At 61.1% G+C, this 26,648-nt stretch carries 28 protein-coding genes; 26 read left to right on the top strand and 2 right to left on the bottom strand.

The window, feature by feature from the left end:
* The first annotated feature begins 12 nt into the window (after nt 1–12).
* The 17 genes from fliF to flhB all read left to right on the top strand — a co-directional run bounded on the left by fliF (nt 13) and on the right by flhB (nt 14,979).
* Nucleotides 13–1,788, top strand: a complete 1,776-nt coding sequence (gene fliF, locus MHH62_RS15700) for a flagellar basal-body MS-ring/collar protein FliF (RefSeq protein ID WP_014719351.1) — start codon at nt 13–15, stop codon at nt 1,786–1,788.
* A complete protein-coding gene (fliG, locus tag MHH62_RS15695; protein ID WP_003192957.1) occupies nt 1,781–2,797 on the top strand; it encodes a flagellar motor switch protein FliG in 1,017 nt (338 codons plus the stop codon). The genes fliF and fliG overlap by 8 nt, the downstream gene beginning before the upstream one ends.
* Nucleotides 2,798–2,807: 10 nt before the next feature.
* On the top strand, nt 2,808–3,572 hold the full coding sequence (gene fliH, locus MHH62_RS15690) for a flagellar assembly protein FliH (RefSeq protein WP_282399264.1): 765 nt from the start codon (nt 2,808–2,810) through the stop codon (nt 3,570–3,572).
* A complete protein-coding gene (gene fliI, locus MHH62_RS15685) occupies nt 3,562–4,920 on the top strand; it encodes a flagellar protein export ATPase FliI (protein WP_003192955.1) in 1,359 nt (452 codons plus the stop codon). The genes fliH and fliI overlap by 11 nt, the downstream gene beginning before the upstream one ends.
* A gap of 3 nt (nt 4,921–4,923) precedes the next feature.
* On the top strand, nt 4,924–5,373 hold the full coding sequence (fliJ, locus tag MHH62_RS15680) for a flagellar export protein FliJ (RefSeq protein ID WP_003192954.1): 450 nt from the start codon (nt 4,924–4,926) through the stop codon (nt 5,371–5,373).
* Nucleotides 5,374–5,556: 183 nt separating this feature from the next.
* Nucleotides 5,557–5,862 carry an STAS domain-containing protein gene (locus MHH62_RS15675; protein ID WP_014719349.1) on the top strand — a complete coding sequence of 102 codons (306 nt, stop codon included), beginning with the start codon at nt 5,557–5,559 and terminating at the stop codon, nt 5,860–5,862.
* Nucleotides 5,859–7,577 (top strand): fused response regulator/phosphatase, encoded by a 1,719-nt coding sequence (locus tag MHH62_RS15670; RefSeq protein ID WP_339231292.1) that lies wholly within the window; start codon nt 5,859–5,861, stop codon nt 7,575–7,577. The genes MHH62_RS15675 and MHH62_RS15670 overlap by 4 nt, the downstream gene beginning before the upstream one ends.
* Before the next feature lie 30 nt (nt 7,578–7,607).
* Entirely contained in the window at nt 7,608–7,955 is a 348-nt protein-coding gene (locus MHH62_RS15665; protein ID WP_014719347.1) for an Hpt domain-containing protein, read from the top strand.
* Nucleotides 7,956–8,039: 84 nt separating this feature from the next.
* Nucleotides 8,040–9,344 (top strand): flagellar hook-length control protein FliK, encoded by a 1,305-nt coding sequence (locus MHH62_RS15660; protein WP_339231290.1) that lies wholly within the window; start codon nt 8,040–8,042, stop codon nt 9,342–9,344.
* A 262-nt stretch (nt 9,345–9,606) separates the two neighbouring features.
* Nucleotides 9,607–10,107 carry a flagellar basal body-associated protein FliL gene (fliL, locus tag MHH62_RS15655; protein WP_014719345.1) on the top strand — a complete coding sequence of 167 codons (501 nt, stop codon included), beginning with the start codon at nt 9,607–9,609 and terminating at the stop codon, nt 10,105–10,107.
* A 9-nt stretch (nt 10,108–10,116) separates the two neighbouring features.
* Complete coding sequence (gene fliM, locus MHH62_RS15650; protein ID WP_014719344.1) at nt 10,117–11,085, top strand: flagellar motor switch protein FliM; 969 nt, start codon at nt 10,117–10,119, stop codon at nt 11,083–11,085.
* A 43-nt stretch (nt 11,086–11,128) separates the two neighbouring features.
* Nucleotides 11,129–11,596: a flagellar motor switch protein FliN gene (gene fliN, locus MHH62_RS15645; protein ID WP_003192941.1), complete on the top strand. Its 468-nt coding sequence runs from the start codon at nt 11,129–11,131 to the stop codon at nt 11,594–11,596.
* 1 nt (nt 11,597) lies between these two features.
* Nucleotides 11,598–12,032, top strand: coding sequence for a flagellar biosynthetic protein FliO (gene fliO / locus MHH62_RS15640; RefSeq protein WP_032902456.1), 435 nt, complete (start codon nt 11,598–11,600; stop codon nt 12,030–12,032).
* Nucleotides 12,032–12,775 (top strand): flagellar type III secretion system pore protein FliP, encoded by a 744-nt coding sequence (gene fliP, locus MHH62_RS15635; RefSeq protein WP_003192937.1) that lies wholly within the window; start codon nt 12,032–12,034, stop codon nt 12,773–12,775. The genes fliO and fliP overlap by 1 nt, the downstream gene beginning before the upstream one ends.
* Nucleotides 12,776–12,779: 4 nt before the next feature.
* Entirely contained in the window at nt 12,780–13,049 is a 270-nt protein-coding gene (gene fliQ, locus MHH62_RS15630; protein ID WP_003192936.1) for a flagellar biosynthesis protein FliQ, read from the top strand.
* A 4-nt stretch (nt 13,050–13,053) separates the two neighbouring features.
* Nucleotides 13,054–13,839, top strand: coding sequence for a flagellar biosynthetic protein FliR (fliR, locus tag MHH62_RS15625; protein WP_005790062.1), 786 nt, complete (start codon nt 13,054–13,056; stop codon nt 13,837–13,839).
* A 3-nt stretch (nt 13,840–13,842) separates the two neighbouring features.
* Nucleotides 13,843–14,979, top strand: a complete 1,137-nt coding sequence (flhB, locus tag MHH62_RS15620; protein WP_019818363.1) for a flagellar biosynthesis protein FlhB — start codon at nt 13,843–13,845, stop codon at nt 14,977–14,979.
* Between the two features lie 33 nt (nt 14,980–15,012).
* On the opposite strand, the gene MHH62_RS15615 is transcribed toward flhB, so the two are convergent.
* Nucleotides 15,013–16,125, bottom strand: a complete 1,113-nt coding sequence (locus MHH62_RS15615) for a hypothetical protein (protein WP_032902455.1) — start codon at nt 16,123–16,125, stop codon at nt 15,013–15,015.
* A 283-nt stretch (nt 16,126–16,408) separates the two neighbouring features.
* On the opposite strand from MHH62_RS15615, the gene MHH62_RS15610 reads away from it, so the two are divergent.
* The gene (locus MHH62_RS15610; protein ID WP_020302700.1) at nt 16,409–16,585 is read left to right on the top strand and encodes a cold shock domain-containing protein; all 177 of its coding nucleotides are present in this window, start codon (nt 16,409–16,411) and stop codon (nt 16,583–16,585) included.
* A gap of 385 nt (nt 16,586–16,970) precedes the next feature.
* A complete protein-coding gene (locus tag MHH62_RS15605) occupies nt 16,971–17,174 on the top strand; it encodes a cold-shock protein (RefSeq protein WP_020302702.1) in 204 nt (67 codons plus the stop codon).
* 112 nt (nt 17,175–17,286) lie between these two features.
* Here the strand turns inward: MHH62_RS15605 and MHH62_RS15600 are convergent, their stop codons facing one another.
* Nucleotides 17,287–17,541, bottom strand: a complete 255-nt coding sequence (locus MHH62_RS15600) for a DUF6124 family protein (protein WP_020302703.1) — start codon at nt 17,539–17,541, stop codon at nt 17,287–17,289.
* Between the two features lie 401 nt (nt 17,542–17,942).
* Between MHH62_RS15600 and flhA the strand changes: the two genes are divergently transcribed.
* The 7 genes from flhA (at nt 17,943) to MHH62_RS15565 (ending at nt 26,635) form a co-directional block, all read left to right on the top strand.
* Entirely contained in the window at nt 17,943–20,057 is a 2,115-nt protein-coding gene (gene flhA / locus MHH62_RS15595; RefSeq protein ID WP_019818353.1) for a flagellar biosynthesis protein FlhA, read from the top strand.
* 11 nt (nt 20,058–20,068) lie between these two features.
* Nucleotides 20,069–21,385 (top strand): flagellar biosynthesis protein FlhF, encoded by a 1,317-nt coding sequence (flhF, locus tag MHH62_RS15590; RefSeq protein ID WP_019818351.1) that lies wholly within the window; start codon nt 20,069–20,071, stop codon nt 21,383–21,385.
* Nucleotides 21,386–21,490: 105 nt separating this feature from the next.
* A complete protein-coding gene (fleN, locus tag MHH62_RS15585; protein WP_003192912.1) occupies nt 21,491–22,324 on the top strand; it encodes a flagellar synthesis regulator FleN in 834 nt (277 codons plus the stop codon).
* Entirely contained in the window at nt 22,321–23,061 is a 741-nt protein-coding gene (gene fliA, locus MHH62_RS15580) for an RNA polymerase sigma factor FliA (RefSeq protein ID WP_003192909.1), read from the top strand. Before fleN ends, fliA begins: the two co-directional genes overlap by 4 nt.
* A 167-nt stretch (nt 23,062–23,228) precedes the next feature.
* The gene (locus MHH62_RS15575) at nt 23,229–23,603 is read left to right on the top strand and encodes a chemotaxis response regulator CheY (protein ID WP_003192908.1); all 375 of its coding nucleotides are present in this window, start codon (nt 23,229–23,231) and stop codon (nt 23,601–23,603) included.
* Between the two features lie 18 nt (nt 23,604–23,621).
* Nucleotides 23,622–24,410, top strand: a complete 789-nt coding sequence (locus tag MHH62_RS15570) for a protein phosphatase CheZ (RefSeq protein WP_003192906.1) — start codon at nt 23,622–23,624, stop codon at nt 24,408–24,410.
* Between the two features lie 11 nt (nt 24,411–24,421).
* Nucleotides 24,422–26,635, top strand: a complete 2,214-nt coding sequence (locus MHH62_RS15565) for a chemotaxis protein CheA (protein WP_339231284.1) — start codon at nt 24,422–24,424, stop codon at nt 26,633–26,635.
* The last annotated feature ends 13 nt before the right edge of the window (nt 26,636–26,648 follow it).

Genomic DNA, 26,648 nt, shown 5'->3' with positions numbered 1-26,648 from the left:
GAGATTTAAGTCATGGCTGAAGCAGTCTCCGACAACCTCCCCGCCAAGGCCGACGGCAAACCGCCGTTGTTTGGCCTGTCGTTCCTGGAAAACCTCTCGGAAATGACCATGCTGCGTCAGGTGGGCCTGATGGTGGGCCTGGCAGCCAGCGTGGCGATTGGTTTTGCCGTGGTGCTGTGGTCGCAGCAACCCGATTACCGCCCCCTGTACGGCAGCCTGTCGGGCATGGATTCCAAGCAGATCATGGAAACCCTCGCCGCCGCCGACATCGCCTACACCGTGGAGCCCAACTCAGGTGCCTTGCTGGTCAAGGCTGACGACGTCGCCCGCGCACGCATGAAATTGGCCGCCGCTGGTGTGGCGCCGTCCGACAGCAATATCGGTTTTGAAATTCTCGACAAAGACCAGGGCCTGGGCACCAGCCAGTTCATGGAAGCCACCCGTTATCGCCGTGGCCTGGAAGGCGAACTGGCGCGCACCATTTCCAGCCTCAATAACGTCAAGGCCGCCCGTGTGCACCTGGCGATTCCGAAAAGCTCGGTGTTCGTGCGTGACGAACGCAAGCCCAGCGCCTCGGTCTTGGTCGAGCTGTTTGCTGGCCGCTCCCTGGAGCCTGGCCAGGTACTGGCGATCGTCAACCTGGTGGCAACCAGTGTTCCCGAATTGAGCAAGTCGCAAATCACCGTGGTGGACCAGAAGGGCAACCTGCTGTCCGACATGGCCGAAAACTCCGCGCTGACCCAGGCCGGCAAGCAGTTCGACTACAGTCGCCGCATGGAAAGCATGCTCACCCAGCGTGTGCACAACATCCTGCAACCGGTACTGGGTAACGACCGCTACAAGGCTGAAGTCTCCGCCGATGTGGATTTCAGCGCTGTCGAGTCCACCTCCGAGCAGTTCAACCCGGACCAGCCAGCGTTGCGCAGCGAGCAGTCCACCAGCGAACAACGCACCGCCAGCAATGGCCCCCAAGGTGTGCCGGGCGCCCTGAGCAACCAGCCACCCGCGCCGGCCTCGGCACCGCAGACCACCGGTGGCGCTGCCGCCACGGCGGGCGCGATCCAGCCTGGCCAGCCATTGCTGGACGCCAACGGCCAGCAGATCATGGACCCGGCCACCGGCCAGCCGATGCTTGCGCCGTACCCTGCGGACAAGCGTAACCAGTCCACCAAGAACTTCGAACTGGACCGTTCCATCAGCCACACCAAGCAGCAACAGGGCAAGATCAATCGTCTGTCGGTGTCGGTGGTGGTCGATGACCAGGTCAAGGTCAACCCGGCAGACGGCGCGGTGACCCGTGCGCCGTGGACGGCTGACGAACTGGCCCGTTTCACCCGCCTGGTGCAGGACGCCGTTGGCTTCGACGCCAGCCGTGGCGACAGCGTCAGCGTGATCAACATGCCGTTCTCCGCCGAGCGCGGTGAAGTGATCGCTGACCCTGCGTTCTACACCCAGCCGTGGTTCTGGGACATCGTCAAGCAAGTGCTGGGCGTGTTGTTCATCCTGGTGCTGGTGTTTGGTGTACTGCGCCCGGTGCTCAACAACATCACCGGTGGCGGCAAGAAGCAACTGGCACTGGCCGGTGGCGACGTCGAGTTGGGTGGCATGGGCGGCCTGGACGGCGAACTGGCCAACGACCGCGTCAGCCTTGGCGGCCCGCAAAGCATCCTGTTGCCAAGCCCGAGCGAAGGCTATGACGCTCAGTTGAACGCAATCAAGAGTCTGGTGGCAGAAGACCCGGGCCGTGTGGCCCAGGTCGTGAAAGAGTGGATTAACGCTGATGAATGATCGAGCCGCTGTGGCCAAGCTGTCCCGGGTCGACAAAGCCGCTGTGTTGCTGCTGTCCCTGGGTGAAACCGACGCTGCCCAAGTGCTGCGCCACATGGGCCCCAAAGAGGTCCAGCGTGTCGGCGTGGCCATGGCGCAGATGCGCAATGTGCACCGCGAGCAAGTCGAGCAGGTGATGAGCGAGTTCGTCGAGATCGTCGGCGACCAGACCAGCCTGGGCGTCGGCTCCGACAGCTACATTCGCAAGATGCTCACCTCGGCCCTGGGCGAAGACAAGGCCAACGGCCTGATCGACCGCATCCTGCTGGGCGGCAACACCAGCGGCCTGGACAGCCTCAAGTGGATGGAACCGCGAGCAGTGGCCGACGTGATCCGCTATGAGCACCCGCAGATCCAGGCGATCGTGGTGGCCTATCTGGACCCGGACCAGGCCGGCGAAGTGCTCGGCCACTTCGACCATAAAGTGCGCCTGGACATCATCCTGCGTGTGTCATCGTTGAACACCGTGCAGCCGGCGGCGCTCAAAGAACTCAACACCATTCTGGAGAAGCAGTTTTCCGGCAATTCCAACGCCTCGCGCACCACCCTGGGTGGCATCAAGCGCGCAGCCGACATCATGAACTTCCTCGACAGCTCGGTCGAAGGCCAGTTGATGGACTCGATCCGCGAGATCGACGACACCCTGTCCGGCCAGATCGAAGACCTGATGTTCGTGTTCAACAACCTGGCCGATGTCGACGACCGTGGCATCCAGGCGCTGCTGCGCGAAGTTTCCTCGGACGTGCTGGTGCTGGCGCTCAAGGGCTCGGACGAAAACGTCAAAGAAAAGATCTTCAAGAACATGTCCAAGCGCGCCTCGGAGCTGTTGCGCGACGACCTGGAAGCCAAGGGCCCGGTGCGCGTCAGCGACGTGGAAACCGCCCAGAAGGAAATCCTCACCATTGCCCGCCGTATGGCCGAAGCCGGAGAAATCGTTCTCGGCGGGAAGGGCGGCGAAGAAATGATCTAAGGCGCCTTGCATGTCGAATAAAGATGAGGCGCCCAGCGATCTGATTCGCGCGCGGGATGTCGGTGGTTTCGACATCTGGTCGCTGCCCAGTTTCGACCCCCATGTGCCGGAGCCTGAGCCTGAACCGGTTGAAGAACCTCCGGCAGAGATGGAAGAAGTGCCACTGGATGAAGTCCAGCCACTGACCCTCGAAGAGCTGGAAACCATTCGTCAGGAGGCCTACAACGAAGGCTTCGCGGCGGGGGAAAAAGACGGTTTTCGCAGCACCACCCTCAAGGTTCGCCAGGAGGCCGAAGCGGCGCTGGCCACCAAGTTGGGTAGCCTGGAGCGCCTGATGGGCAACCTGTTCGACCCTATCGCCGAACAGGACTCGCAGCTGGAAAAATCCATGGTTGGCCTGGTGCAGCACATCGCGCGCCAGGTGATCCAGCGCGAACTGGTGCTCGATTCCAGCCAGATCGAAGGCGTGATGCGCGAAGCCCTCAAGCTGCTGCCCCTGGGCGTCGGCAATGTGCGGCTGTACATCAACCCCCTGGATTTCGAACAGGTCAAAGCCCTGCGCGAGCGCCATGAAGAAACCTGGCGCATCGTCGAAGACGCTTCGTTGCAGCCCGGTGGTTGCCGTGTCGAAACCGAGCACAGCCGCATCGATGCAACGGTGGAAACCCGCATCAGCCAGATCATGGCCAAGTTGTTCGATCAACTGCATGAACAAGCCCTGCACCCCGCCGAGCCGGACCTGAGCGTTGACCTGGACGCCACCGATGCGCCTTGATCGCACCAGCTTCGCCAAGCGCCTGGGCAGCTACGCCGAGGCCACCGAGTTGCCCGGCCAGCCGATCCTCGAAGGGCGCCTGTTGCGCATGGTCGGCCTGACCCTCGAAGCCGAGGGCCTGCGCGCCGCCATGGGCAGCCGCTGCCTGGTGATCAACGACGACAGCTACCACCCGGTGCAGGTCGAAGCCGAGGTGATGGGCTTTTCGGGCAGCAAGATTTTTCTGATGCCGGTCGGCAGCCTCGCCGGCATTGCCCCCGGCGCCCGCGTGGTGCCGCTGGCCGACACTGGCCGCCTGCCCATGGGCATGAGCATGCTGGGCCGCGTACTCGACGGGGCCGGCCGTGCGCTGGACGGCAAGGGCGGCATGAAGGCCGAAGACTGGGTGCCGATGGACGGCCCCACCATCAACCCGCTCAAGCGCAACCCCATCAGCGTGCCACTGGACGTGGGTATTCGCAGCATCAACGGTTTATTGACGGTCGGTCGCGGCCAGCGCCTGGGCCTGTTCGCCGGTACTGGCGTGGGTAAGTCGGTGTTGCTGGGCATGATGACGCGCTTTACCGAGGCCGACATCATCGTGGTGGGGCTGATCGGCGAGCGGGGCCGCGAAGTGAAGGAGTTCATCGAGCACAGCCTCGGTGAAGAAGGGCTCAAGCGTTCCGTTGTCGTCGCTTCTCCGGCAGACGATGCACCGCTGATGCGCCTGCGTGCGGCGATGTACTGCACGCGCATCGCCGAATATTTTCGCGACAAGGGCAAGAACGTCCTGTTGCTGATGGACTCGCTCACGCGTTTCGCCCAGGCCCAGCGCGAAATCGCCCTGGCCATCGGTGAACCGCCCGCGACCAAGGGTTACCCGCCATCGGTGTTCGCCAAGCTGCCCAAGCTGGTGGAGCGTGCCGGTAATGCCGAAGCCGGCGGTGGCTCGATCACCGCGTTCTACACCGTGTTGTCCGAAGGCGACGACCAACAGGACCCGATTGCCGACTCGGCGCGAGGTGTGCTCGACGGCCACATCGTGCTGTCGCGCCGCCTGGCCGAAGAAGGGCACTATCCGGCCATCGACATCGAAGCGTCCATCAGCCGGGTGATGCCGGCGGTGGTCACGCCGGAGCATATGGCCCGTGCCCAGCAGTTCAAACAGTTGTGGTCGCGTTACCAGCAAAGTCGCGACCTGATCAGCGTCGGCGCCTATGTGGCCGGTGGTGACCGCGACACCGACCTGGCCATCGCCTTGCAGCCGCAACTGGTGACCTACCTGCGCCAGGGTCTCAACGACAAGATCACCATGGGCGAGAGCCAGTCGCACTTGCAGTCCATCTTCGCCCCGGCGCCGGGCGGCTAAGCCATGGCCAACAGCCGCGCCGCCCGCCTGGCTCCGGTGGTGGACATGGCCGAAAAGGCCGAGAAAGCCGCTGTGCAGCGCCTGGGCTACTTCCAGGGCCAGGTGCGCCTGGCCCAAAGCAAGCTGGGCGACTTGGAGCGCTTTCGGGGCGAGTACCAGCAACAGTGGATCGAGCGCGGCAGCCAGGGTGTATCCGGCCAGTGGCTGATGGGGTACCAGGGCTTTCTCAATCAGCTTGAAACCGCCGTTGGTCAGCAACGCCAGAGCCTGGCCTGGCACGAGGCCAACCTCGACAAAGCGCGCGAGGCCTGGCAACAGGCGTTTGCCCGGGTCGAGGGGCTGCGCAAACTGGTGCAGCGCTACATCGACGAAGCGCGAGCCATCGAAGACAAGCGCGAGCAAAAGCTGCTCGATGAATTGTCCCAACGCCTTCCCCGCCCAGAACAGTTCTAACCGGCACCACAAATCCAGTGTGGGAGCTGGCTTGCCTGCGAACGCGGTGGTTCAGTTAAAGATTCAGTGGCTGACACGCCGCCATCGCAGGCAAGCCAGCTCCCACAGTTGATTCACTGTGTTGCTCAGATGCGGTTCAGCTGCTACACCTTGTGTCTAGTGCAACGACAAGGAAGCAGTCACATGACAGTCGAGTCAGAAGTATCCCTGGACGGGAAGAAGTTGACGATCGCAATCAAGGGTCGGTTCGATTTCGGCAGCCACCAGGCGTTTCGGGAAGCCTACGAGCGTTTCTACAAGGTGCCCGAGACCTATATCGTCGACCTCAAGGATGCCACCTACATGGACAGTTCAGCCCTCGGCATGCTGCTGTTGCTACGGGATCATGCTGGAGGTGATGACGCCGAAGTTCGCGTGACGAACAGCAACTCCGACGTGCGCAAGATCCTCGCCATCTCCAACTTCGACAAACTGTTCGATATCAATTGAGCGCCCTGGCCCCTGTCCTGGAGGCGCTGACCATCCTGATCGCCGAAGACAGCGCCGCCGACCGCCTGTTGCTGGCGAGCATCATCCGCCGTCAGGGCCACCAGGTGCTGACTGTCAGCAACGGCGCCGAAGCGATTGAGGTGTTTGCCCGTGAGCGCCCGCAACTGGTGTTGATGGACGCGCTGATGCCGGTGATGGACGGCTTCGAAGCCGCACGGCAGATCAAGCAACTGGCGGGGGAGGCGCTGGTGCCGATCATCTTCCTCACGTCGCTGCGCGAAAGCGAAGCCCTGGCCCAGTGCCTGGACGCGGGCGGCGATGACTTTCTGCCCAAGCCCTATAACCCCTTGATCCTGGCAGCGAAGATCAACGCCATGGACCGCCTGCGCCGCCTGCAGGCCACGGTTTTGCAACAGCGTGACCTGATCGCCAGGCACCACGAACACCTGCTGCATGAGCAGCGGGCGGCCAAGGCGGTGTTCGACAAGGTCGCCCATTCCGGTTGCATCAACGCCGCGCCGAATATCCGCTATCTGCAATCGCCTTATGCGTTGTTCAACGGCGACTTGTTGCTGGCGGCTTACACGCCATCGGGTGACATGCATGTGATGCTGGGTGATTTCACCGGCCATGGCTTGCCGGCCGCCATCGGCGCCATGCCCCTGGCCGAAGTGTTCTACGGCATGACCGCCAAGGGCTACGGCCTCACGCAGACCCTGCGGGAAATGAACGCCAAGCTCAAGCGCATCCTGCCGGTGGACATGTTCTGCTGCGCCACCTTGCTGTGCCTGAGCGCCCAGCGGCGGGCGGTGGAGGTGTGGAACGGCGGCATGCCCGAAGGCTATGTGCATGAAGTCGCCACGGGCAGGCGCACGCCATTGATGTCGCGGCACCTGCCCCTGGGGGTGTTGTCGGCAGAGGCGTTCGATGACAGCACCGAGGTCTGGCCCATGGCGTTGGGCGACCGGGTGTTTTTGCTTTCCGACGGCGTGCTCGACACCGCTGACGCCAACGATCAACTGTTCGGCGCCGAGCGCTTGCAGCAGGTGTTCGCCGCCAACCGCGAGCCCGACCGCCTGTTCGAGGACATCGAGCAGGCCCTGGCGGCCTTTCGCGGCCAGGCGCGCGATGACGTCAGCATGGTCGAGATCACGTTGCAGGCGGGCCAACCCTTGCGGGCGTCCGAACCGATGTATGCCGACAGCGGCCGGTCGTGCCCGCTGGATTGGTCGGTGAGTTTCGAATTCCGCGCCCAGACGCTCAGGACCTACAACCCGTTGCCGTACCTGCTGCAACTGCTGTTGGAGATCCATGGCCTGCGCGCGCAGAGCGGGGCGCTTTACAGTGTGATGGCCGAGTTGTATTCCAACGCGCTGGAGCATGGCGTGCTGGGCCTGGACTCACGGCTCAAGCGCGATGCCCAGGGGTTTGCGCAGTATTATCGCCAGCGCCATGAGCGCCTGGCGCAGTTGGACAGCGGTTACGTGCGCGTGCATGTGCAGGTGGTACCCACCGACAAGGGCGGCAAACTGACCTTACGCCTCGAAGACAGCGGGCAGGGTTTTGATGTGGAGCAAGAGCTGGCGCGCCCCGTGGACATCGACCGTCTGTCTGGTCGGGGCCTGAGCCTGGTGCGTCAACTGAGCAGCGCTGTAGGCTGGTCCGATGGCGGGCGCACTGTCTGCGTGGAGTTTTGTTGGGCGGCTCTGGCATAATCCGCCGATTCTTGATCAAGGAGCGAGCAAGTGGCTGAGATTCATATGGACCCCGAGGTGTTGTCGGGTTTGCAGGAAGTCATGGAAAGCGAATACCCCACGCTGCTGGACACCTTTCTGCATGACTCTGAAGAGCGCGTGCAAGCGCTGCGCAAGGCGCGGGACGACGCCAAGACGTTGGGGCGTATCGCACACAGCTTCAAGGGCAGCAGTGGCAACTTGGGGGCGCTGCGCTTGGCAACGTTGTGTGAGCGGTTGGAGACCGAGTCCTTCAAGTCTGCTTCCGACTTGGGGGCGTTGGTGGATCAGATTGATCGTGAGTTTGCGCTGGTTCGGCCGCTTTATGAGCATGAGCGGGAGCGGTTTTCTGGGGTTTGATATTTTATCGGCCTGACTTGGCCCGACTCTTGCTCTACCTCCATAGACTGCATCCCCGACCCCATGCAGTGGAGACCCTTACTTATGCCAGTCGCCCCCAATTCGCTTCTTCAGGCTGCTGCTGCGGCCAAGCCTCAAGCGCCGGCCGCCACGCCTGCGGTAGCGCCTGCGGCCCCGCGGGACAAGGGCGCTGGCTTCGCTCAAGTGTTTGCCAAGCAAGCTGCCAAGCCGCAGGCCAAGAGCGACGACGCGCCAGCCAAACCCGTGCGCGACAAGGCTTCTGATCCCAGCGCCAAACCGGCCGCCGGCGACGATAAACCTGCCGCCAGCGCGCCAGCGGTTGCCGATAGCGGCAATCCCTTGCCTGCCAAGCCGGCCAAGAGCGACGACCACGCTGACAGTGAAGGCGAGCCACCTGCCGACCCGTCCCTGGCGCAGCAACCGGTGGCCGACCCGGCGCTGGTCGCCGCCGTGACGCCCGTGGCAGCCCCTGTGTCCGTACAAGCGCCTGCCGTTACTGCCGAAGATGACCAGGCCCAGCCGCTCATTGCTGTGACCGAGGAGCCCAAGCAGCCGGCCTTCGACCCTGAGGCCGACCCGCTGGATTCGATGCCGGCCGTGCGCCTGGCGATGGAGCAGGGCGGTCACGTCTCGGCCAGCAGCCAGGCGCCGCAGAAAGCCGCGCCCACCCCCCAGGACCAGCCGACCGCCGCGCAGAGCTTTGCCGCCGGCCTGGCCAACATGGTCGACCAGCAAGCCACCAAGGACAGCACCGACCAGGGGGGCGACAAGGCCTTCGGCGCGCTGATCGATGACGGCCTCAAGGACCTCAAGAACGCCAGCAGCGACACCCGCGTGGACGACTTCGCCAACCGCCTCGCCGCGCTGACCCAGGCCGCCACGCCCAAAACCGCCAACGCCTTGCCGCCGGTTGCCAACGCGCCGCTTGCCATGCATCAGAGCGGCTGGACCGAAGAGGTGGTCAACCGCGTGATGTACCTGTCCAGCGCCAACCTCAAGTCGGCCGAGATCCAGTTGCAGCCCGCTGAACTGGGGCGCCTGGATATCAAGGTCAATATGACGGCGGACCAGCAAGCCCAAGTCAACTTCATGAGCGGCCATGCGGTGGTGCGTGAAGCCCTGGAAAGCCAGTCCGGCCGTTTGCGCGAGATGTTTGCCCAGCAGGGCATGGGGCAGGTGGATGTGAACGTGTCCGACCAGTCGCGGGGCCAGGAGCAGCAGCAACAGCAGGGCCAGGCGCGGGGCGTCAGTGGCAGCGGCAGGCGTGCTGACAGCGGCGACGCCGGTGGCCCTGTGGACGTGGCCGAAGTGGCAGCGCCCGTGAGCCAGAGCGTGATCGGCTCCAGCGCCGTCGACTACTACGCCTGACTTCCTGCTCAAACCCGGTCAGTGTGGGAGCTGGCTGATCGTTCCCACGCTCTGCGTGGGAATGCCACCCCGGACGCTCCGCGTCCCGAAGTCGGCGATGTTTTCGACCGTTGCGCACGGTGACGCGTAGCGTCACAGGATGCATTCCCACGCAGAGCGTGGGAACGATCATCTTCCTGCGCCTGCCAGCCAACTCTGGCATAACACTTGCTCTTGCCTTGCCATAGATCTACGAATCCCCGAATAGTGACGGATTATTGGCATGGCGAAGAGCGACGACGCAGCAACTCCCCCCGCAGGCAAAGGCAAGCTCAAGCTGATCCTGATGATTGTGCTGGGCCTGCTTCTGGCCATCGGTGCGTCGGTGGGCGGCACCTGGTACATCATGCACAGCAGCGCGAGCAAACCGGCGCCCGCCGCCGAAGCCGCCACGAACGTCAAGCAACCGGCAATCTTCGAACAGATGCTTCCGGCCTTTGTCGCCAACTACAACCAGAATGGTCGTCAACGCTACCTGCAGGTGAGCATCACCTTGTTGGCGCGCAACCAAGCGGATCTGGATGCCCTCAAGGTGCATATGCCGGTGATTCGCAACAACCTGGTGATGCTGTTCTCCGGGCAGAGCTTCGACAGCCTGGCCACGCCAGTCGGCCAGGAAATGCTGCGCCAGAAGGTCACTGCCAGCGTGCAGGAAGTGGCCCAGAAAGAACTCGGCAAAGTTGTGGTCGAGCAGGCGCTCTTCACTAACTTCGTATTGCAGTAGGATCACGACATGGCCGTGCAAGACCTGCTGTCCCAGGATGAAATCGATGCGCTGTTGCATGGCGTGGACGATGGTCTGGTACAGACCGAAATGGCTGCCGAACCCGGCAGCGTCAAAAGTTATGACCTGACCAGCCAGGATCGCATCGTGCGGGGACGCATGCCGACCCTGGAGATGATCAACGAACGCTTTGCCCGCTACACCCGCATCAGCATGTTCAACATGCTGCGCCGCTCGGCGGACGTGGCCGTGGGCGGTGTGCAGGTGATGAAGTTCGGTGAATACGTACACTCGCTGTACGTGCCCACCAGCCTCAACCTGGTCAAGATCAAGCCGTTGCGCGGCACTGCGCTGTTCATCCTCGACGCCAAGCTGGTGTTCAAGCTGGTGGACAACTTCTTCGGCGGCGACGGCCGTCACGCCAAGATCGAAGGGCGTGAATTCACCCCCACCGAACTGCGCGTGGTACGCATGGTGCTGGAGCAGGCCTTCATCGACTTGAAGGAAGCCTGGCAGGCGATCATGGAAGTCAACTTCGAGTACATCAACTCGGAAGTGAACCCGGCCATGGCCAACATCGTCGGGCCGAGCGAGGCCATTGTGGTGTCGACCTTCCACATCGAACTCGATGGCGGTGGCGGCGACCTGCACGTGACCATGCCGTACTCGATGATCGAGCCGGTGCGCGAAATGCTCGACGCCGGCTTCCAGTCCGACCTCGACGACCAGGACGAACGCTGGGTCAAGGCCCTGCGCGAAGACCTGCTGGACGTCGACGTGCCGTTGAGCGCCACCGTGGCCCGCCGTCAGTTGCGCCTGCGCGATATTTTGCACATGGCGCCTGGGGACATCATCCCCGTCGACTTGCCGGAAGAGTTGATCATGCGCGCCAACGGCGTGCCGTCATTCAAGGTCAAGCTCGGTTCCCACAAGGGCAACCTGGCGCTGCAAGTGGTTGAGCCGATCAACCGCCGCTGATTCAACCCCAATTCATGATTGTTTGCTGCGCCGAGGACATGTAATGGCTACCGAACACGAAAATACTTCCGCCGAAGACCAGGCCCTGGCTGACGAGTGGGCTGCGGCCCTGGAAGAAACCGGCGATGTTGGCCAGGACGACATCGACGCGCTGCTGGCCGCCGACGCCGCTACCGCGCCGGCCGGCAACCGCCTGGCCATGGAAGAATTCGGCAGCGTGCCGAAGAACAACGACCCGGTGAGCCTCGACGGCCCGAACCTGGATGTGATCCTCGACATCCCGGTGTCGATTTCCATGGAAGTGGGCAGCACCGAAATCAACATCCGCAACCTGTTGCAGCTCAACCAGGGCTCGGTGATCGAGCTGGACCGCCTGGCCGGCGAGCCGTTGGACGTGCTGGTCAACGGCACCCTGATTGCCCATGGCGAGGTGGTGGTGGTCAACGAGAAGTTCGGCATCCGCCTGACCGACGTGATCAGCCCGAGCGAACGCATCAAGAAGTTGCGCTGAGATGAAGTACTTGATGGCGGGACTGTTGCTGGCGCTGCCATTGAGCGCCCTGGCGGCGGAACCGGTGGCGCAGGTGGCTGCGGCGCCAGCGGTCGGCAGTGTCAGTGGGCAGTTGACGCAACTGGTGCTGGGCCTGTTGCTGGTGATTGGCCTGATCTTCGTGCTGGCCTGGTTGATGCGCCGCGTGCAGCGCATCGGCCCGGGCAACGGCCAAGTGATCGAGCTGGTGGGCTCGCGCGCCCTCGGCCCGCGTGATCGGCTGGTGCTGGTGCAGGTGGGCGAGGAGCAGATCCTGCTCGGCATCACCCCCGGCCGCATCACCCCGCTGCATGTACTCAAGACCCCGGTGGACGCGGTCAAGACCGAAGCCGCCACGCCAGAATTCGCCCAGCGCCTGATGGAGTTGCTGGGCAAGGATCAGAAGGATAAGAAGTAATGCGCGTTTTGTTGACGCTCATGCTGTTGCTGGCCGCACCGATGGCCCTGGGCGCCGACCCGTTGTCGATCCCGGCGATCACCCTGGGCACCAACGCGGCGGGCGCGCAGGAATATTCGGTCAGCCTGCAGATCCTGCTGATCATGACGGCGCTGAGTTTTATCCCGGCGTTCGTCATGCTGATGACCAGCTTTACGCGGATCATCATCGTCTTCTCGATCCTGCGCCAGGCCCTGGGCCTGCAGCAGACGCCATCGAACCAGATCCTCACCGGCATGGCGCTGTTTTTGACGCTGTTCATCATGGCGCCGGTGTTCGACAAGGTGAACCAGCAAGCCCTGCAACCTTATCTGGCGGAAAAGCTCACAGCCCAGGATGCCATCGACAAGGCTCAGGGCCCGATCAAGGACTTCATGCTGTCGCAAACCCGCTCCAGCGACCTTGAGCTGTTCATGCGCCTGTCCAAGCGCACCGACATCGCTACCCCGGACCAGGCGCCGCTGACTATTCTGGTGCCGGCGTTCGTCACCTCCGAACTGAAGACCGCGTTCCAGATTGGCTTCATGATCTTCATCCCGTTCCTGATCATCGACCTGGTGGTGGCGAGCGTGCTGATGGCCATGGGTATGATGATGCTGTCACCGTTGATCATCTCGCTGCCGTTCAAGATCATGCTGTTTGTGCTGGTGGACGGCTGGGCGCTGATTATTGGCACCCTGGCCGGCAGTTTCGGAGGGGTATAGCGCTATGACGCCAGAAGTCGCCGTTGACCTGTTCCGTGAAGCGCTGTGGCTGACCACCCTGATGGTCGCCGTGCTGGTGGTGCCCAGTCTGTTGGTGGGCCTGCTGGTGGCGATGTTCCAGGCGGCCACCCAGATCAACGAACAAACCCTGAGCTTTCTGCCGCGCCTGCTGGTGATGCTGGTGACCCTGATCGTCGCCGGCCCGTGGCTGGTGCAAACCTTCATGGAATACATCCTGCAGTTGTACGGCAGTATTCCGCAGTTGATCGGCTGAGCCGATGCAATCCTTGCTGGCCTTGACCGACACCCAGATCAGTACCTGGGTGGCCTCGTTCATCCTGCCGCTGTTTCGCGTCACGGCGATGTTGATGGCCATGCCGGTGTTCGGCACCACGTTGGTACCGCGTCGTGTGCGCCTGTATTTCGCTGTGGCGATCACCGTGGTGATCGTGCCGGGCCTGCCGCCGATGCCGCCGGTGAACGCACTGGACCTTAGCGCCTTGTTGCTGATTGCCGAACAGATTCTGATCGGCGCCATGCTGGGGTTTTCCCTGACCCTGTTCTTCCAGGCTTTCGTGGTGGCCGGGCAAATCATCTCGATCCAGATGGGTATGGGCTTCGCTTCAATGGTGGACCCCACCAACGGCGTGTCGGCGGCGGTGATCGGGCAGTTTCTGACCATGCTGGTGACCTTGCTATTCCTGGCCATGAACGGTCATCTGGTGGCGTTCGAGGTGCTGACCGAGAGTTTCACCACCTTGCCGGTGGGCGCAGGCTTGGTGGTCAACCACTTCTGGGAACTGGTGGGGCGCCTCGGTTGGGTGCTGGGCGCGGCGCTGTTGCTGGTGTTGCCGGCGATCACGGCGCTGCTGGTGGTCAATATCGCGTTCGGCGTGATGACCCGCGCGGCGCCGCAACTGAACATCTTCTCGATTGGTTTCCCGCTGACCCTGGTGTTGGGCATGGGGATTTTCTGGGTCGGCCTGGCTGACATTCTCAATCAGTATCAACCGCTGGCCACCGACGCCTTGCAGTTCTTACGTGACCTGGCACGGGCGCGCTGAGCCATGGCCGAGAGCGAGAGTGGTCAGGACAAAACAGAAGACCCCACGGAGAAACGTAAAAAGGACTCCCGGGAAAAGGGCGAGATCGCGCGCTCCAAAGAGCTCAACACCTTCGCCACCATGATCGCCGGTGCAGGCGCCTTGCTGATCTACGGCGGTGGCCTGGCGCTGGACCTGCTGGAGATGATGAAGCACAACTTCAGCTTGCCCCGCGAAGTGCTGCTCAACCCTGACGCCATGGCCCAGTACCTGCTGCACTCAGGCAAAATCGCCCTGTTGGCGGTGCAACCGATCTTGATCACTTTGCTGCTGGCCGCGCTGATCGGCCCGGTCGCCCTCGGCGGCTGGTTGTTTGCCGCGGGCAGCATGGCGCCCAAGTTCAGCCGCATGAACCCGGGGGCGGGGCTCAAGCGCATGTTCTCTGCCAAGGCCCTGATTGAATTGCTCAAGGCCCTGGCCAAGTTTTTCCTGATTCTGTTCGTGGCGTTGGCGGTGTTGTCATCCGACATCGACGACTTGCTGCGCATTGCCCATGAACCGCTGGAATCGGCGATCATCCACAGCGTGCAGGTGGTGGGCTGGAGCGCACTGTGGATGGCCCTCGGGCTGATCCTGATCGCCGCCGTGGATGCGCCGATCCAACTGTGGGAAAGCCACAAGAAACTGCTGATGACTAAGCAGGAAGTGCGCGACGAGCACAAGGACCAGGAAGGCCGCCCCGAGGTCAAGCAACGCATCCGCCAACTGCAGCGGGAAATGTCCCAGCGCAAGATGATGGCCTCGGTGCCCGACGCCGATGTGATCATCACCAACCCGACCCACTACGCCGTGGCGCTCAAATACGACCCGGAGAAGGGTGGCGCACCGATGCTGCTGGCCAAGGGCAGCGACTTCACCGCGTTGAAAATCCGCGAAATCGCCGTGGCCAACGACATTCTGTTGCTGGAATCGCCGGCGTTGGCGCGCTCGATTTTCTATTCCACCGACCTCGACCAGGAAATCCCGGCCGGCTTGTACCTGGCCGTTGCACAGGTACTGGCCTACGTTTACCAAATCCGCCAATACCGCGCCGGCAAGGGCAAGCGGCCTGATCCGCTCAAGGATTTGCCGATTCCGCCGGATTTGCGTCGGGATTCCTGAGGCTCAATGCGCCGCGGCTGTGGTAAACCGTAGTTATTTAAGTCGCTCGGGAGTATCGCTTTGGGGTGCTTCGACTTTCGATAATTGCAGCACGTACACCTGCTCTACAAGTGTAGGGTCTGGTTTACCGCCACGGGTTCCAAAGAGCTCTTGCCGGCCATCCACTACCAAAAAATTGTGGCCTGGAGCGCTGGCAACCCCGATTTCACCCGGAGTTTCCAGCTCCTTCAACTTCGCGTTACTATCGCGGCCGGGTTTAATGTGATCCTTTAACCCAAGGAGTTCATACCCTTCCCAAGGAGAAGCTCCATCGTTAAGGCTTTTCACGCCATTAGCGTAGCTCTGTCCAACACGATCATAGCTATTTACCAGTTGTGCTCGCTTGGCAGCCACTGCGAACATAAAGTTAGCGTCGGTGAGCATCACCGGATCATCGCCTTTATACCCTGAATTGCGGGCTGCCAACTGTAACTCGCCTTTTGACAGGTACAGTTTGAAACCGTCGCGCATGGTCACGAAATAACCCTGAGCGACTTCCTTTACCGCTTCAAAGACATCCTTTTGACCAAACAGCGCCATCCCTGCCTTGATCCAGGAAGTAATTACACAGTTATCTTCATAACCTTGGCTGAAACCACTATAGATATTTTCTGGCTTTTTTCCGGGTTCAGACCCACCAGGATGATAGTGATAGAAGCTGTCCGCCTTCATCAGGGGCTTGTCACTGATGACCTCGCCCGCGGGGTAAAGGCTCATGTCGACGTTTTGGGAATTGCTGCCACCATCACCTGGAATCCCGCGCGGGTCAGATGTCCAGCCTCCTCTTACCAAATTAAGATCGTCCTGCAGGCGTTTGAATCGTTCAGGTGACAGGGCTGATTCAAAACGCTGTAGATAGGCTTTCAGATCTTTTTGCGGCATCACCTTGAGTTTTTCGATCAACTTATCGAACGCTGCGGGTGAATCCACTTCATTGCCTAAAATCTCGAATAGCGTTTTTTTCAGATCTGGTACCAGTTTAGTTTCGCCCGTCGACGGCGCTGGCGCCCAAACGTACTCAGCTTTAGGGGGCCCTGATTCAACCGTTTCAGCCTCTGAGGAGGCAAAGCGAAAAAAGGTGTTTAATGCGTTTAAATTTAAGTCCATGGTTTCGCCGCTATTTTTTAATCGCTTATCCACCCTAGGGAAGGGTGATTTTAAAGAGCTGATCGCTCAGCGAGTTGAGTGACAAAAAATGTCGTACCGGTTCCACAAAATCTTTATCCCTAGGCCCGATAGCGTTTTCGCAGGCGTCGAAGTACCTATCATGATGACTTCATCAGGATTCAAACCCGGTCTTACCTGTCAACTTTGACAGTAGCCATTACGCCGCCTTCACTGTTTGATACAGCGATGAGGCGCGCAGCCATGCGCGGCTCGGGAGGCGGTGATGGATAGGGGTACGGTCAGGTGGTTCGATGCGGTCAAAGGCATCGGCTTTATTGTGCGGGATCGCGATGGCAACGAGGTTGCCGTCCAATCGATGAATGTCACATGTGCTGAAATCCCGCAAGCGCCTGCCAAGCAGCGCAAACCGCGCAAACGCAAAAAATCAGCGGATGCATGATCCGCAACGTTGCCATGCCTATCACCCATTGAAAGCCCGCGTCTACCTGTCAACTCTGACAGTAGCCAACGGGCGCTGCCCGCTGTTTTATTACCCACCATGCACTGCGCGTATGTAGTAACGAGATGCAGGGAGAGCGGTTGTGAAGGTGGCTACGGGTACGGTCAGGTATTACGTCTGGCTCAGAGGCGATTGGTTGATCAAGCCCGATGGCGGGGGAGAGGATGTGTTTATCAATGGCAGAGACTGGCGTTGCACCGCGCTGTGGTTTGGCAAGCGCATGGAGTTCCAAATGGTCCATCGACCCGAGGGTATTTATGCGTTGCCTATCAAACGGTGCAACCCAGGTGAACCGGGTCTCAAGTGAAGTGTAGGGAGAATGGCAATGGCAACTGGCACGGTGAAGTGGTTTAACGCGGAGAAGGGATTTGGTTTTATTACCCAAGATGATGAAGGGCCCGATGTGTTTGCCCATTACTCGGCAATTGCGACGGCTGGGTACAAAAGCCTGGAGGAGAATCAAAAAGTAGAGTTTGACATCACACAAGGTCCAAAAGGCCCACAGGCTTACAATATACGGCCAGTTTAAAAACTGAATCACAGGTGGGAGCTGGCTTGCCTGCGATGGCTGACTCACAGCCAATATCCCAGTGGCTGACACACCGCAATCGCAGGCAAGCCAGCTCCCACCCTTGCCCGTATTATCCGCTGCTTGCTTTGCCCGCCATTGTGGCGCCAACGTGCAGGCGATCAGCCAGTAACTGCGCGAGTTCGATCAACTGCGCAACGCCGAGCAATTCCTCTCGTTTCGAACCTTCCAGGTCAAAGGCCAAGTCGCAGCTCAGCGCATTGGCCGAAGCAAGTGTTTCACTAAGGTTGACCAGCAGGTCTTCGCTGCTGATGCCGTCGGCTACGGTAAACAGCCGGGTGGGGGAATTTGAGGCGTGTTTGATCACTGTGAAGCTCCTTTTAGAAAGGGAGAGGGTGCTTTTGCTCCTAGGTAATCCGGGCCGCGACGCCCGTCCGCTGCGTTTGCAGCGGTGTACGGAGACTAGAGAGCGAGTTTCCTAGGGGCAACCCCAAATCCTTATCGGAAATTTCCTCGATATCCAAGGTGCACACAAATCCAAATGTGGGAGCTGGCTTGCCTGCGATAGCTGACTCACAGCCAATATCTCAGTGGCTGACACACCGCAATCGCAGGCAAGCCAGCTCCCACACTTGAATCGGCTAGCACTCGAGAATCATCCCAAAACCAAAGTTGGAAGGCTTCTTGCAACCCCGCCTCCAAGTCGCCCTCCAGCGTCAAAACTTTGCTTCAAGGACCCGAGGAATACCGGTGGTAGATCGCTCTCAAATGCTCAACACGGCCCGTGGCACCCTGACTGACCTGTCGCGGGGCAATCTGGGTGTGCCGTTGTTGTTGCTGGTGATGCTGGCAATGATGATGTTGCCGATGCCGCCCTTCCTGCTCGACGTGTTCTTTACCTTCAACATTGCCCTGTCTGTCGTGGTCTTGCTGGTGTGCGTGTACGCCTTGCGGCCGCTGGATTTCGCGGTGTTCCCGACGATTCTGCTGGTGGCGACCCTGCTACGTCTGGCATTGAACGTCGCCTCCACGCGGGTGGTGATGCTCCACGGCCAGGACGGCCATGCCGCTGCCGGTAAGGTGATCCAGGCCTTCGGTGAGGTGGTGATCGGCGGTAACTACGTGGTCGGTATCGTGGTGTTCGCGATCCTGATGATCATCAACTTTGTGGTGGTGACCAAGGGCGCCGGGCGGATTTCCGAGGTGAGCGCGCGGTTTACCCTCGACGCCATGCCCGGCAAGCAGATGGCCATCGACGCCGACCTCAACGCCGGCTTGATCGACCAGAACCAAGCCAAGTCGCGCCGGGCCGAAGTTGCTCAGGAAGCCGAGTTCTACGGCTCCATGGACGGCGCCAGCAAATTTGTGCGCGGTGACGCCATCGCTGGCCTGTTGATTCTGTTTATCAACCTGATCGGCGGCATGGCGGTCGGTATCTTCCAGCACGGCATGACCTTCGGCGATGCCGGCAAGGTGTACGCCTTGCTGACCATTGGTGACGGTTTAGTGGCGCAATTGCCATCACTGTTGTTATCCACAGCGGCGGCCATCATGGTTACCCGTGCTTCGGGCTCCGAAGACATGGGCAAGCAGATCAGCCGGCAGATGTTCGCTTCGCCCAAGGCCCTGGCCGTGGCGGCGGGCATTATGGCGATCATGGGTATCGTGCCGGGCATGCCGCACTTCTCGTTCCTGAGCATGGCGGCCCTGGCGGGTGGCGCGGCGTACCTGTTCTGGAAGAAGCAGAACCAGGTCAAGGTCCAGGCCGAGCAGGAGATTGCCCGTCAACAGGATCTGCTGCCATCCCCGGCCCGTGCCCAGGAAACCAAGGAACTGGGCTGGGACGACGTCACGCCCATCGACATGATCGGCCTGGAAGTCGGCTACCGCCTGATCCCGCTGGTCGACCGCAACCAGGGTGGGCAACTGCTGGCGCGAATCAAGGGCGTGCGCAAGAAGCTGTCGCAGGACTTGGGCTTCCTGATGCCCACTGTGCATATCCGTGACAACCTCGACCTGGCCCCCAGCGCCTATCGCCTGACACTGATGGGGGTGATCCTGGCCGAAGCCGAGATCTACCCGGACCGCGAACTGGCGATCAACCCCGGCCAAGTGTTCGGTACGCTCAACGGCATCACCGCCAAAGATCCGGCTTTCGGCCTGGAAGCGGTGTGGATCGAAGTCAGCCAGCGCAGCCAGGCGCAGTCCCTCGGTTACACCGTGGTGGATGCCAGCACCGTGGTCGCCACGCACCTCAACCAGATTCTCTACAAGCACTCCCACGAGCTGATCGGCCACGAGGAAGTCCAGCAATTGATGGGCTTGCTGGCCAAATCGTCGCCAAAACTGGCCGAAGAGCTGGTGCCTGGCGTGCTGTCGTTGTCGCAGTTGCTCAAGGTGTTGCAAGCGCTGTTGGCCGAACAGGTGCCTGTGCGCGACATTCGCAGCATTGCCGAGGCCATCGCCAACAATGCCGCCAAGAGTCAAGATACTGCCGCTCTGGTGGCGGCGGTGCGTGTCGGGGTGTCCCGCGCAATCGTGCAAAGCATTGTAGGGACTGAGTCCGAGCTGCCTGTGATCACCTTGGAACCCAGGTTGGAACAAATATTGCTCAATAGTATTCAGAAGGCAGGGCAAGGCCAGGAAGAGGGCGTTTTACTGGAGCCAAGCATGGCTGAAAAGCTGCAGCGTTCGTTGATCGACGCCGCACAGCGCCAGGAAATGCAGGGCAACCCGGTGATCCTGCTGGTGGCCGGCCCGGTTCGCGCGATGTTGTCGCGGTTTGGACGCCTGGCTGTACCGAATTTGCACGTGTTGGCTTACCAGGAAATTCCTGACAATAAGCAAGTGACTATCGTCGCGACAGTTGGGCCCAATGGCTGAGGTAGTGGGTTATGCAAGTTAAGCGTTTTTTCGCCGCCGATATGCGTCAGGCCATGAAGTTGGTCCGCGATGAGCTGGGCGCCGATGCCGCGATTATCGGTAACCGTCGGATTGCCGGCGGTGTCGAGCTGACGGCTGCCCTGGATTACACGCCCCAGGCGCTGGCCCCGCGCGTGCCGAACATGGAACTCGAAGACGAGCTGCGCAAGACCGCCTCGCGCATTGTGTCGGCCCAGGCTGAACTGAGCATGCGCGGTGACAGCGATGCCAGCACCAATCGCCAATTATTCGCCGGCCTGCCGCTGACCGCCGCCGAGCCGCTGGTTGAGCCCACCTTTGTCGAACCGCCGCGTCCTGCAGCGCCTGCCCCGGCCGCCGCAGTTGACCAGCGTGTGATCGACTCGATGCGCTTTGAACTCAATGGCCTGCGTGAATTGCTCGAAGTGCAGCTGGGCTCGTTGGCCTGGACTCAGTTGCAAGGCAGCAAGCCCCAGCAAGCCAACCTGTGGCGCCGCTTGCAACGCATCGGCTTGTCCGGCCCGTTGTCCCGCGACCTGCTGGCCTTGACCGCCGAAGTCGAAGAACCTCGTCAGGCCTGGCGCATGTTGCTGGCGCATCTGGCGCGCATGATCGCCACGCCGGAAATCGAACCCCTGGAAGAGGGCGGTGTGATCGCCATGGTCGGCCCCGCCGGCATGGGCAAGACCACCACCCTGGCCAAGCTGGCCGCCCGTTATGTGCTTAAGTACGGCGCACAGAATATCGCGTTGGTGAGCATGGACAGCTACCGCATCGGCGCCCAGGAGCAGCTCAAGACCCTGGGCCGCATTCTCAACGTGCCGGTGACCCATGTCGACCCGGGCCAGTCCCTGGCCAATGCCCTCGAGCCGTTGCTGCGCAAGCGCGTGGTGCTGATCGATACCGCCGGCCTGCAAGCCAGTGATCCAGCGCTGCGCATGCAGCTCGAAAGCCTGGCCGGGCGTGGCATCAAGTCGAAAAATTACCTGGTGCTTGCAACCACCAGCCAGAAACAGGTTCTTACCGCTGCCTATCACAGCTACAAGCGTTGCGGCCTGGCCGGCTGCATCCTCACCAAACTCGACGAAACCGCGAGCCTGGGCGAGGTATTGAGCCTGGCCATCAGCCATGAATTACCGGTTGCCTACCTCACCGACGGGCCGCGGATCCCGGATGATCTGCATCTGCCGCGCCGTCATCAGTTGGTCAGCCGTGCCGTGAGTGTGCAAATGCAAGACGAGCCTAGCGAGGAAGCGATGGCCGATATGTTCGCCGACCTTTACCACCACCCGGCTAAACGGGTGGGTTGAGGCAGGATGAACACCGTGAAATGTACCTACATCGATGGTCTGCAAGCGATTCACGCGGCCAAGCCATGTAGCCTGCGTCTAAGCAAGACAAGGTAAAGAAATAAAATGGGCAGCATGCATCCCGTACAGGTGATCGCGGTGACCGGCGGCAAAGGTGGCGTCGGGAAAACTAACGTGTCAGTGAATTTGTCCCTGGCCCTGGCAGAGCTTGGCCGTCGCGTCATGCTGCTGGATGCTGACCTGGGCTTGGCGAACGTGGACGTTCTCCTGGGGCTGACACCCAAACATACCCTGGCCGATGTGATCGAGGGCCGCTGCGAGCTGCGCGATGTGCTGCTCCAGGGCCCTGGTGGCATTCGCATCGTGCCGGCGGCCTCGGGCACCCAGAGCATGGTGCACCTGAGCCCCGCGCAGCATGCCGGGCTGATCCAGGCGTTCAGCGACATCGGCGACAACCTCGACGTGCTGGTGATCGACACCGCCGCCGGGATCGGCGAGTCGGTGGTCAGCTTTGTGCGCGCAGCGCAGGAAGTGCTGTTGGTGGTGTGCGACGAGCCCACCTCGATCACCGATGCCTACGCGCTGATCAAACTGCTTAACCGTGACTACGGCATGAATCGCTTCCGCGTGCTGGCCAACATGGCCCAGAGCCCGCAGGAAGGGCGCAACCTGTTCGCCAAGTTGACCAAGGTCACGGACCGCTTCCTCGATGTGGCTTTACAATACGTCGGCGCAGTTCCCTATGACGAGTGTGTGCGCAAGGCCGTGCAAAAGCAGCGTGCGGTCTACGAAGCGTTCCCTCGTTCGAAATGCGCACTGGCGTTCAAGGCCATTGCCCAGAAGGTCGATACCTGGCCGTTGCCCGCCAACCCGCGGGGGCATCTGGAGTTTTTCGTCGAGCGTTTGGTGCATCAGACGAGCGCAGGACCGGTGCTATGACATCCAGCGGCTACAACCTTTACAAAAAGTCGGCACGTGACAGCCAGGGCGAATTGATCGAGCGCTATGCGCCGTTGGTCAAGCGCATTGCCTATCACCTGTTGGCGCGCCTGCCCGCGAGTGTGCAGGTTGAAGACTTGATCCAGGCCGGCATGATCGGCCTGCTTGAAGTCTCGACCAAATACGACGCCAGCAAGGGTGCCAGTTTCGAAACGTATGCGGGTATCCGTATCCGTGGCGCGATGCTCGACGAGGTGCGTAAAGGCGATTGGGCGCCGCGTTCGGTACACCGCAATACGCGCATGGTCAGTGATGCAATTCGAGCAATTGAAGCAAAAACCGGTCGTGACGCTAAAGATCATGAAGTTGCGGCCGAACTCCAATTGAGTCTCGACGATTATTACGGGATTTTGAACGATACCTTGGGCAGCCGCCTGTTCAGTTTTGACGACCTTTTACAGGACGGCGAACACGAAGGGCTGCACGAGGACGGCGCGAGCGCGCATACGGAGCCGTCACGCGACCTGGAAGATGAACGTTTCCAGGGCGCGTTGGCCGATGCAATCGCCAACTTGCCGGAGCGTGAGCGGCTGGTGCTGGCGCTGTACTACGACGAAGAGCTGAACCTCAAGGAAATCGGTGAGGTCCTGGGGGTCAGCGAATCGCGTGTCAGCCAGTTGCATAGCCAGTGCGCAGCCCGCTTGCGGGGGCGATTGGCCGAGTGGCGCGCGCGCTGACAGGCAGTGTGGGGGCACTGCAGACGCTGCCGTGAGATCGCAAGGTTTCGCGGCTGTGTGCCGTGGTGCCCTGGGCAGTCCTTTTTGTGTAACGCCTGTTGATTGAAATGGCGCGTCCAGGTGCTGGGCGCGTTTAAGACTGCTTGGAGGTCGAATTGGACAAGAACATGAAAATCCTCATCGTTGATGACTTCTCAACGATGCGGCGGATCATTAAAAACCTGTTGCGTGACCTTGGGTTCACCAACACGGTCGAGGCGGATGACGGCCTGACGGCCATTCCGATCCTCAACAGCGGGAGCATCGACTTTCTGGTAACCGACTGGAACATGCCGGGCATGACCGGTATCGACCTGCTGCGCCATGTGCGCGCCGATGAAAAACTGCGCAGCTTGCCTGTGCTGATGGTGACCGCCGAAGCCAAGCGCGAACAGATCATCGAAGCCGCCCAAGCCGGGGTCAACGGTTATGTGGTCAAACCATTCACGGCACTGGCCTTGAAAGAGAAGATCGAGAAAATCTTCGAACGCATCCACGGCTAATGCCATCGCGGGGGAGCTATGGAGCATAACGAAACGTCACAGGGCGACTTTGAGTCGACCCTGAAAAAACATGCTCACCAGTTGGTCGACAGCCTGGAAAAAGGCCAGTTCGCCGATGCGGTGCAGTTGATCCATGAGCTTAACCAGACCCGTGACCGCGGCCTGTACCAGGAAGTGGGCAAGCTCACACGCGAGCTGCACAGCGCAATCGTCAATTTCCAGATTGACCCGCGCATGCCCCAGGCCGAAGAAATTTCCCAGATTACCGACGCCACCGAGCGCCTGTCCTATGTGGTCAGGCTGACTGAGGCGGCGGCCAACCGCACCATGGACCTGGTGGAAAACGCCACGCCCCTGGTCAACGGCATGGCCACCGAAGCCCAGGCCTTGAGCCAGGACTGGGGCCGCTTCATGCGCCGCGAAGTGGGCGCTGAAGAGTTTCGTGAACTGGCGCGTCGCGTCGACGGGTTCCTGTCGCGCAGCGAACAGGAAAACCGCACGGTGGCCAGCAACCTCAACGACATCCTGCTGGCCCAGGATTACCAGGACCTCACCGGCCAGGTGATCAAGCGCGTGACCCAGTTGGTTACCGAAGTGGAAAGCAACTTGCTCAAATTGGTGCTGATGGCCGGCCAGGTCGATCGTTTTGCCGGCATCGAACATGACCGTGAAGCGATCCTCTCGGAAAAAGATCCACAAAAACATCTCGCCAAGGGTGAAGGTCCGCAGATTCATGCCGATAAACGTGAAGACGTTGTGTCAGGTCAGGATGACGTAGATGACCTGTTATCCAGTTTAGGCTTCTAAGGAGCACCCACATGAGCTTCGGCGCCGATGAAGAAATCCTTCAGGATTTCCTTGTAGAGGCCGGCGAAATTCTAGAGCAACTGTCCGAACAACTGGTCGAGCTGGAAAGCCGACCGGATGATGCGAACCTGCTCAATGCAATTTTTCGCGGTTTTCACACTGTAAAAGGGGGCGCCGGCTTCCTCCAGCTCCATGAGCTGGTGGAGTGCTGTCACATCGCCGAGAACGTTTTCGACATCCTGCGCAAGGGTGAGCGTCACGTCGACTCGGAACTGATGGACGTGATTCTCGAAGCACTGGATGCGGTCAACGGCATGTTCAGCCAAGTGCGTGAACGTGCACCGATCACTGCCGCCACGCCGGAACTGCTGGCCGCCCTGGCGCGCCTGGCCGAACCTGCCGATACCGCGGCTGCGCCGGTGGTCGAGGCCGCACCGGAGCCGGTGGCGCAAGCCGAGCCGGACGTGACCGACAGCGAGTTCGAACAACTGCTCAACTCCCTCAGCGCGGTCAAGGCCGAAGCTGAAGTGCCGGTGCAGCCTGCCGCGACGCCGAGCGGTGAAGACATTACGGACGCCGAGTTCGAGTCGTTGCTCGACCAGTTGCACGGCAAAGGCCAGTTCGCGGCGGATGCCGTGGCACCTCCTGCGGCGACGCCAGAAGCACCCGCTGCCAACACCAGCACTGACATTACCGACGACGAATTCGAGGCACTGCTCGACCAACTGCATGGCAAAGGCACCTTTGTGGCCGAAGCCCTGCCCGAGGTGGCGGCGACTGCCGCCGCCGCCGCCGCGCCAGCGGCCAGTACCGCACCGGCCGGTGACGGGTTGATCTCCGATCACGAATTCGAAGCCTTGCTCGACGAACTGCACGGCAAAGGCAAGTTCAGCGAAGTGGCCCCGGCCGCTGCCGCCCAGGTTGCAGCGCCAGCCGCTGCCACTGCGGCACCGGTTGCTGCCAAACCTGCGCCGGCAGCCAAGCCAGCACCTGCCGCCGCCCCGGCCCCTGCGCGTGCAGCGGCCCCAGCGGCAGCGGAAAAACCTGCCAGCGAAGCCGAAACCACCGTGCGTGTGGATACCGCGCGCCTGGACGACATCATGAACATGGTGGGCGAACTGGTGCTGGTGCGTAACCGCCTGGTGCGCCTGGGCCTGAACAGCGGCGACGAAGCCATGCAGAAGGCCGTGTCGAACCTCGACGTGGTCACCGCCGACCTGCAAACCGCGGTGATGAAAACGCGGATGCAGCCGATCAAGAAAGTCTTCGGCCGTTTCCCGCGCCTGGTTCGTGACCTGGCGCGCCAGCTCAAGAAAGAAATCAACCTGGAACTGGTGGGCGAAGAAACCGACCTCGACAAAAACCTCGTCGAGGCTCTGGCTGACCCGCTGGTCCACTTGGTGCGCAACGCGGTCGACCACGGCGTAGAAACTCCGGAAGAACGCGAAGCTGCGGGCAAGTCCCGCAACGGCAAAGTGATTTTGGCGGCGGAGCAAGAGGGCGACCACATCCTGCTGTCGATCACCGATGACGGCAAAGGCATGGACCCGACCATCTTGCGCAATATCGCGGTCAAGCGCGGCGTGATGGACAAGGACGCCGCCGACCGCCTGACCGACACCGAGTGCTACAACCTGATCTTTGCCCCGGGCTTTTCGACCAAAACCGAGATCTCCGACGTGTCCGGGCGTGGCGTGGGCATGGACGTGGTGAAGACCAAGATCAGCCAGCTCAACGGCTCGATCAATATCTACTCGACCAAGGGCCAGGGCTCCAAGATCGTCATCAAGGTGCCGTTGACCCTGGCGATCATGCCGACCCTGATGGTGATGCTGGGCAACCAGGCGTTCGCCTTCCCGCTGGTCAACGTCAACGAGATCTTCCACCTCGACCTGTCGCGCACTAACGTGGTGGACGGCCAGGAAGTGGTGATCGTGCGTGACAAGGCGTTGCCGCTGTTCTACCTCAAGCGTTGGCTGGTGGCCTCGGCCGCCCATGAAGAACAACGCGAAGGTCATGTGGTGATTCTGTCCGTGGGTACCCAGCGCATCGGCTTTGTGGTCGACCAACTGGTGGGCCAGGAAGAAGTGGTGATCAAGCCTTTGGGCAAGATGCTGCAGGGAACCCCAGGCATGTCGGGCGCAACCATTACCGGTGACGGTCGCATCGCACTGATTCTCGATGTTCCGAGCATGCTCAAGCGTTACGCCGCACGGCGTATTTGATTCTGGTGGGGCA

Origin of the sequence: Pseudomonas sp. FSL L8-0168 (genome assembly GCF_037976155.1) — a bacterium.
In the GTDB taxonomy this organism is placed as follows: Bacteria; Pseudomonadota; Gammaproteobacteria; order Pseudomonadales; family Pseudomonadaceae; genus Aquipseudomonas; species Aquipseudomonas paracarnis.
This window is presented reverse-complemented; position numbering and strand designations above follow the sequence as displayed.

Excerpts from the sequence above, each read along its gene's own strand:
- MHH62_RS15675 (WP_014719349.1), top strand. The coding sequence starts at position 5,557 with ATGACAGTCGAGTCAGAAGTATCCCTGGACGGGAAGAAGTTGACGATC.
- MHH62_RS15575 (WP_003192908.1), top strand. The coding sequence starts at position 23,229 with ATGAAAATCCTCATCGTTGATGACTTCTCAACGATGCGGCGGATCATT.
- fliO (WP_032902456.1), top strand. The coding sequence starts at position 11,598 with ATGAAGTACTTGATGGCGGGACTGTTGCTGGCGCTGCCATTGAGCGCC.
- fliQ (WP_003192936.1), top strand. The coding sequence starts at position 12,780 with ATGACGCCAGAAGTCGCCGTTGACCTGTTCCGTGAAGCGCTGTGGCTG.
- fliH (WP_282399264.1), top strand. The coding sequence starts at position 2,808 with ATGTCGAATAAAGATGAGGCGCCCAGCGATCTGATTCGCGCGCGGGAT.
- fliM (WP_014719344.1), top strand. The coding sequence starts at position 10,117 with ATGGCCGTGCAAGACCTGCTGTCCCAGGATGAAATCGATGCGCTGTTG.
- fliA (WP_003192909.1), top strand. The coding sequence starts at position 22,321 with ATGACATCCAGCGGCTACAACCTTTACAAAAAGTCGGCACGTGACAGC.
- fliJ (WP_003192954.1), top strand. The coding sequence starts at position 4,924 with ATGGCCAACAGCCGCGCCGCCCGCCTGGCTCCGGTGGTGGACATGGCC.
- MHH62_RS15605 (WP_020302702.1), top strand. The coding sequence starts at position 16,971 with ATGGCAACTGGCACGGTGAAGTGGTTTAACGCGGAGAAGGGATTTGGT.
- MHH62_RS15615 (WP_032902455.1), bottom strand. The coding sequence starts at position 16,125 with ATGGACTTAAATTTAAACGCATTAAACACCTTTTTTCGCTTTGCCTCC.
- flhF (WP_019818351.1), top strand. The coding sequence starts at position 20,069 with ATGCAAGTTAAGCGTTTTTTCGCCGCCGATATGCGTCAGGCCATGAAG.
- MHH62_RS15570 (WP_003192906.1), top strand. The coding sequence starts at position 23,622 with ATGGAGCATAACGAAACGTCACAGGGCGACTTTGAGTCGACCCTGAAA.
- fliI (WP_003192955.1), top strand. The coding sequence starts at position 3,562 with ATGCGCCTTGATCGCACCAGCTTCGCCAAGCGCCTGGGCAGCTACGCC.
- fliP (WP_003192937.1), top strand. The coding sequence starts at position 12,032 with ATGCGCGTTTTGTTGACGCTCATGCTGTTGCTGGCCGCACCGATGGCC.
- fliF (WP_014719351.1), top strand. The coding sequence starts at position 13 with ATGGCTGAAGCAGTCTCCGACAACCTCCCCGCCAAGGCCGACGGCAAA.
- flhB (WP_019818363.1), top strand. The coding sequence starts at position 13,843 with ATGGCCGAGAGCGAGAGTGGTCAGGACAAAACAGAAGACCCCACGGAG.
- MHH62_RS15610 (WP_020302700.1), top strand. The coding sequence starts at position 16,409 with ATGGATAGGGGTACGGTCAGGTGGTTCGATGCGGTCAAAGGCATCGGC.
- MHH62_RS15565 (WP_339231284.1), top strand. The coding sequence starts at position 24,422 with ATGAGCTTCGGCGCCGATGAAGAAATCCTTCAGGATTTCCTTGTAGAG.
- fliN (WP_003192941.1), top strand. The coding sequence starts at position 11,129 with ATGGCTACCGAACACGAAAATACTTCCGCCGAAGACCAGGCCCTGGCT.
- fliL (WP_014719345.1), top strand. The coding sequence starts at position 9,607 with ATGGCGAAGAGCGACGACGCAGCAACTCCCCCCGCAGGCAAAGGCAAG.
- flhA (WP_019818353.1), top strand. The coding sequence starts at position 17,943 with ATGCTCAACACGGCCCGTGGCACCCTGACTGACCTGTCGCGGGGCAAT.
- fleN (WP_003192912.1), top strand. The coding sequence starts at position 21,491 with ATGGGCAGCATGCATCCCGTACAGGTGATCGCGGTGACCGGCGGCAAA.
- fliG (WP_003192957.1), top strand. The coding sequence starts at position 1,781 with ATGAATGATCGAGCCGCTGTGGCCAAGCTGTCCCGGGTCGACAAAGCC.
- MHH62_RS15660 (WP_339231290.1), top strand. The coding sequence starts at position 8,040 with ATGCCAGTCGCCCCCAATTCGCTTCTTCAGGCTGCTGCTGCGGCCAAG.
- fliR (WP_005790062.1), top strand. The coding sequence starts at position 13,054 with ATGCAATCCTTGCTGGCCTTGACCGACACCCAGATCAGTACCTGGGTG.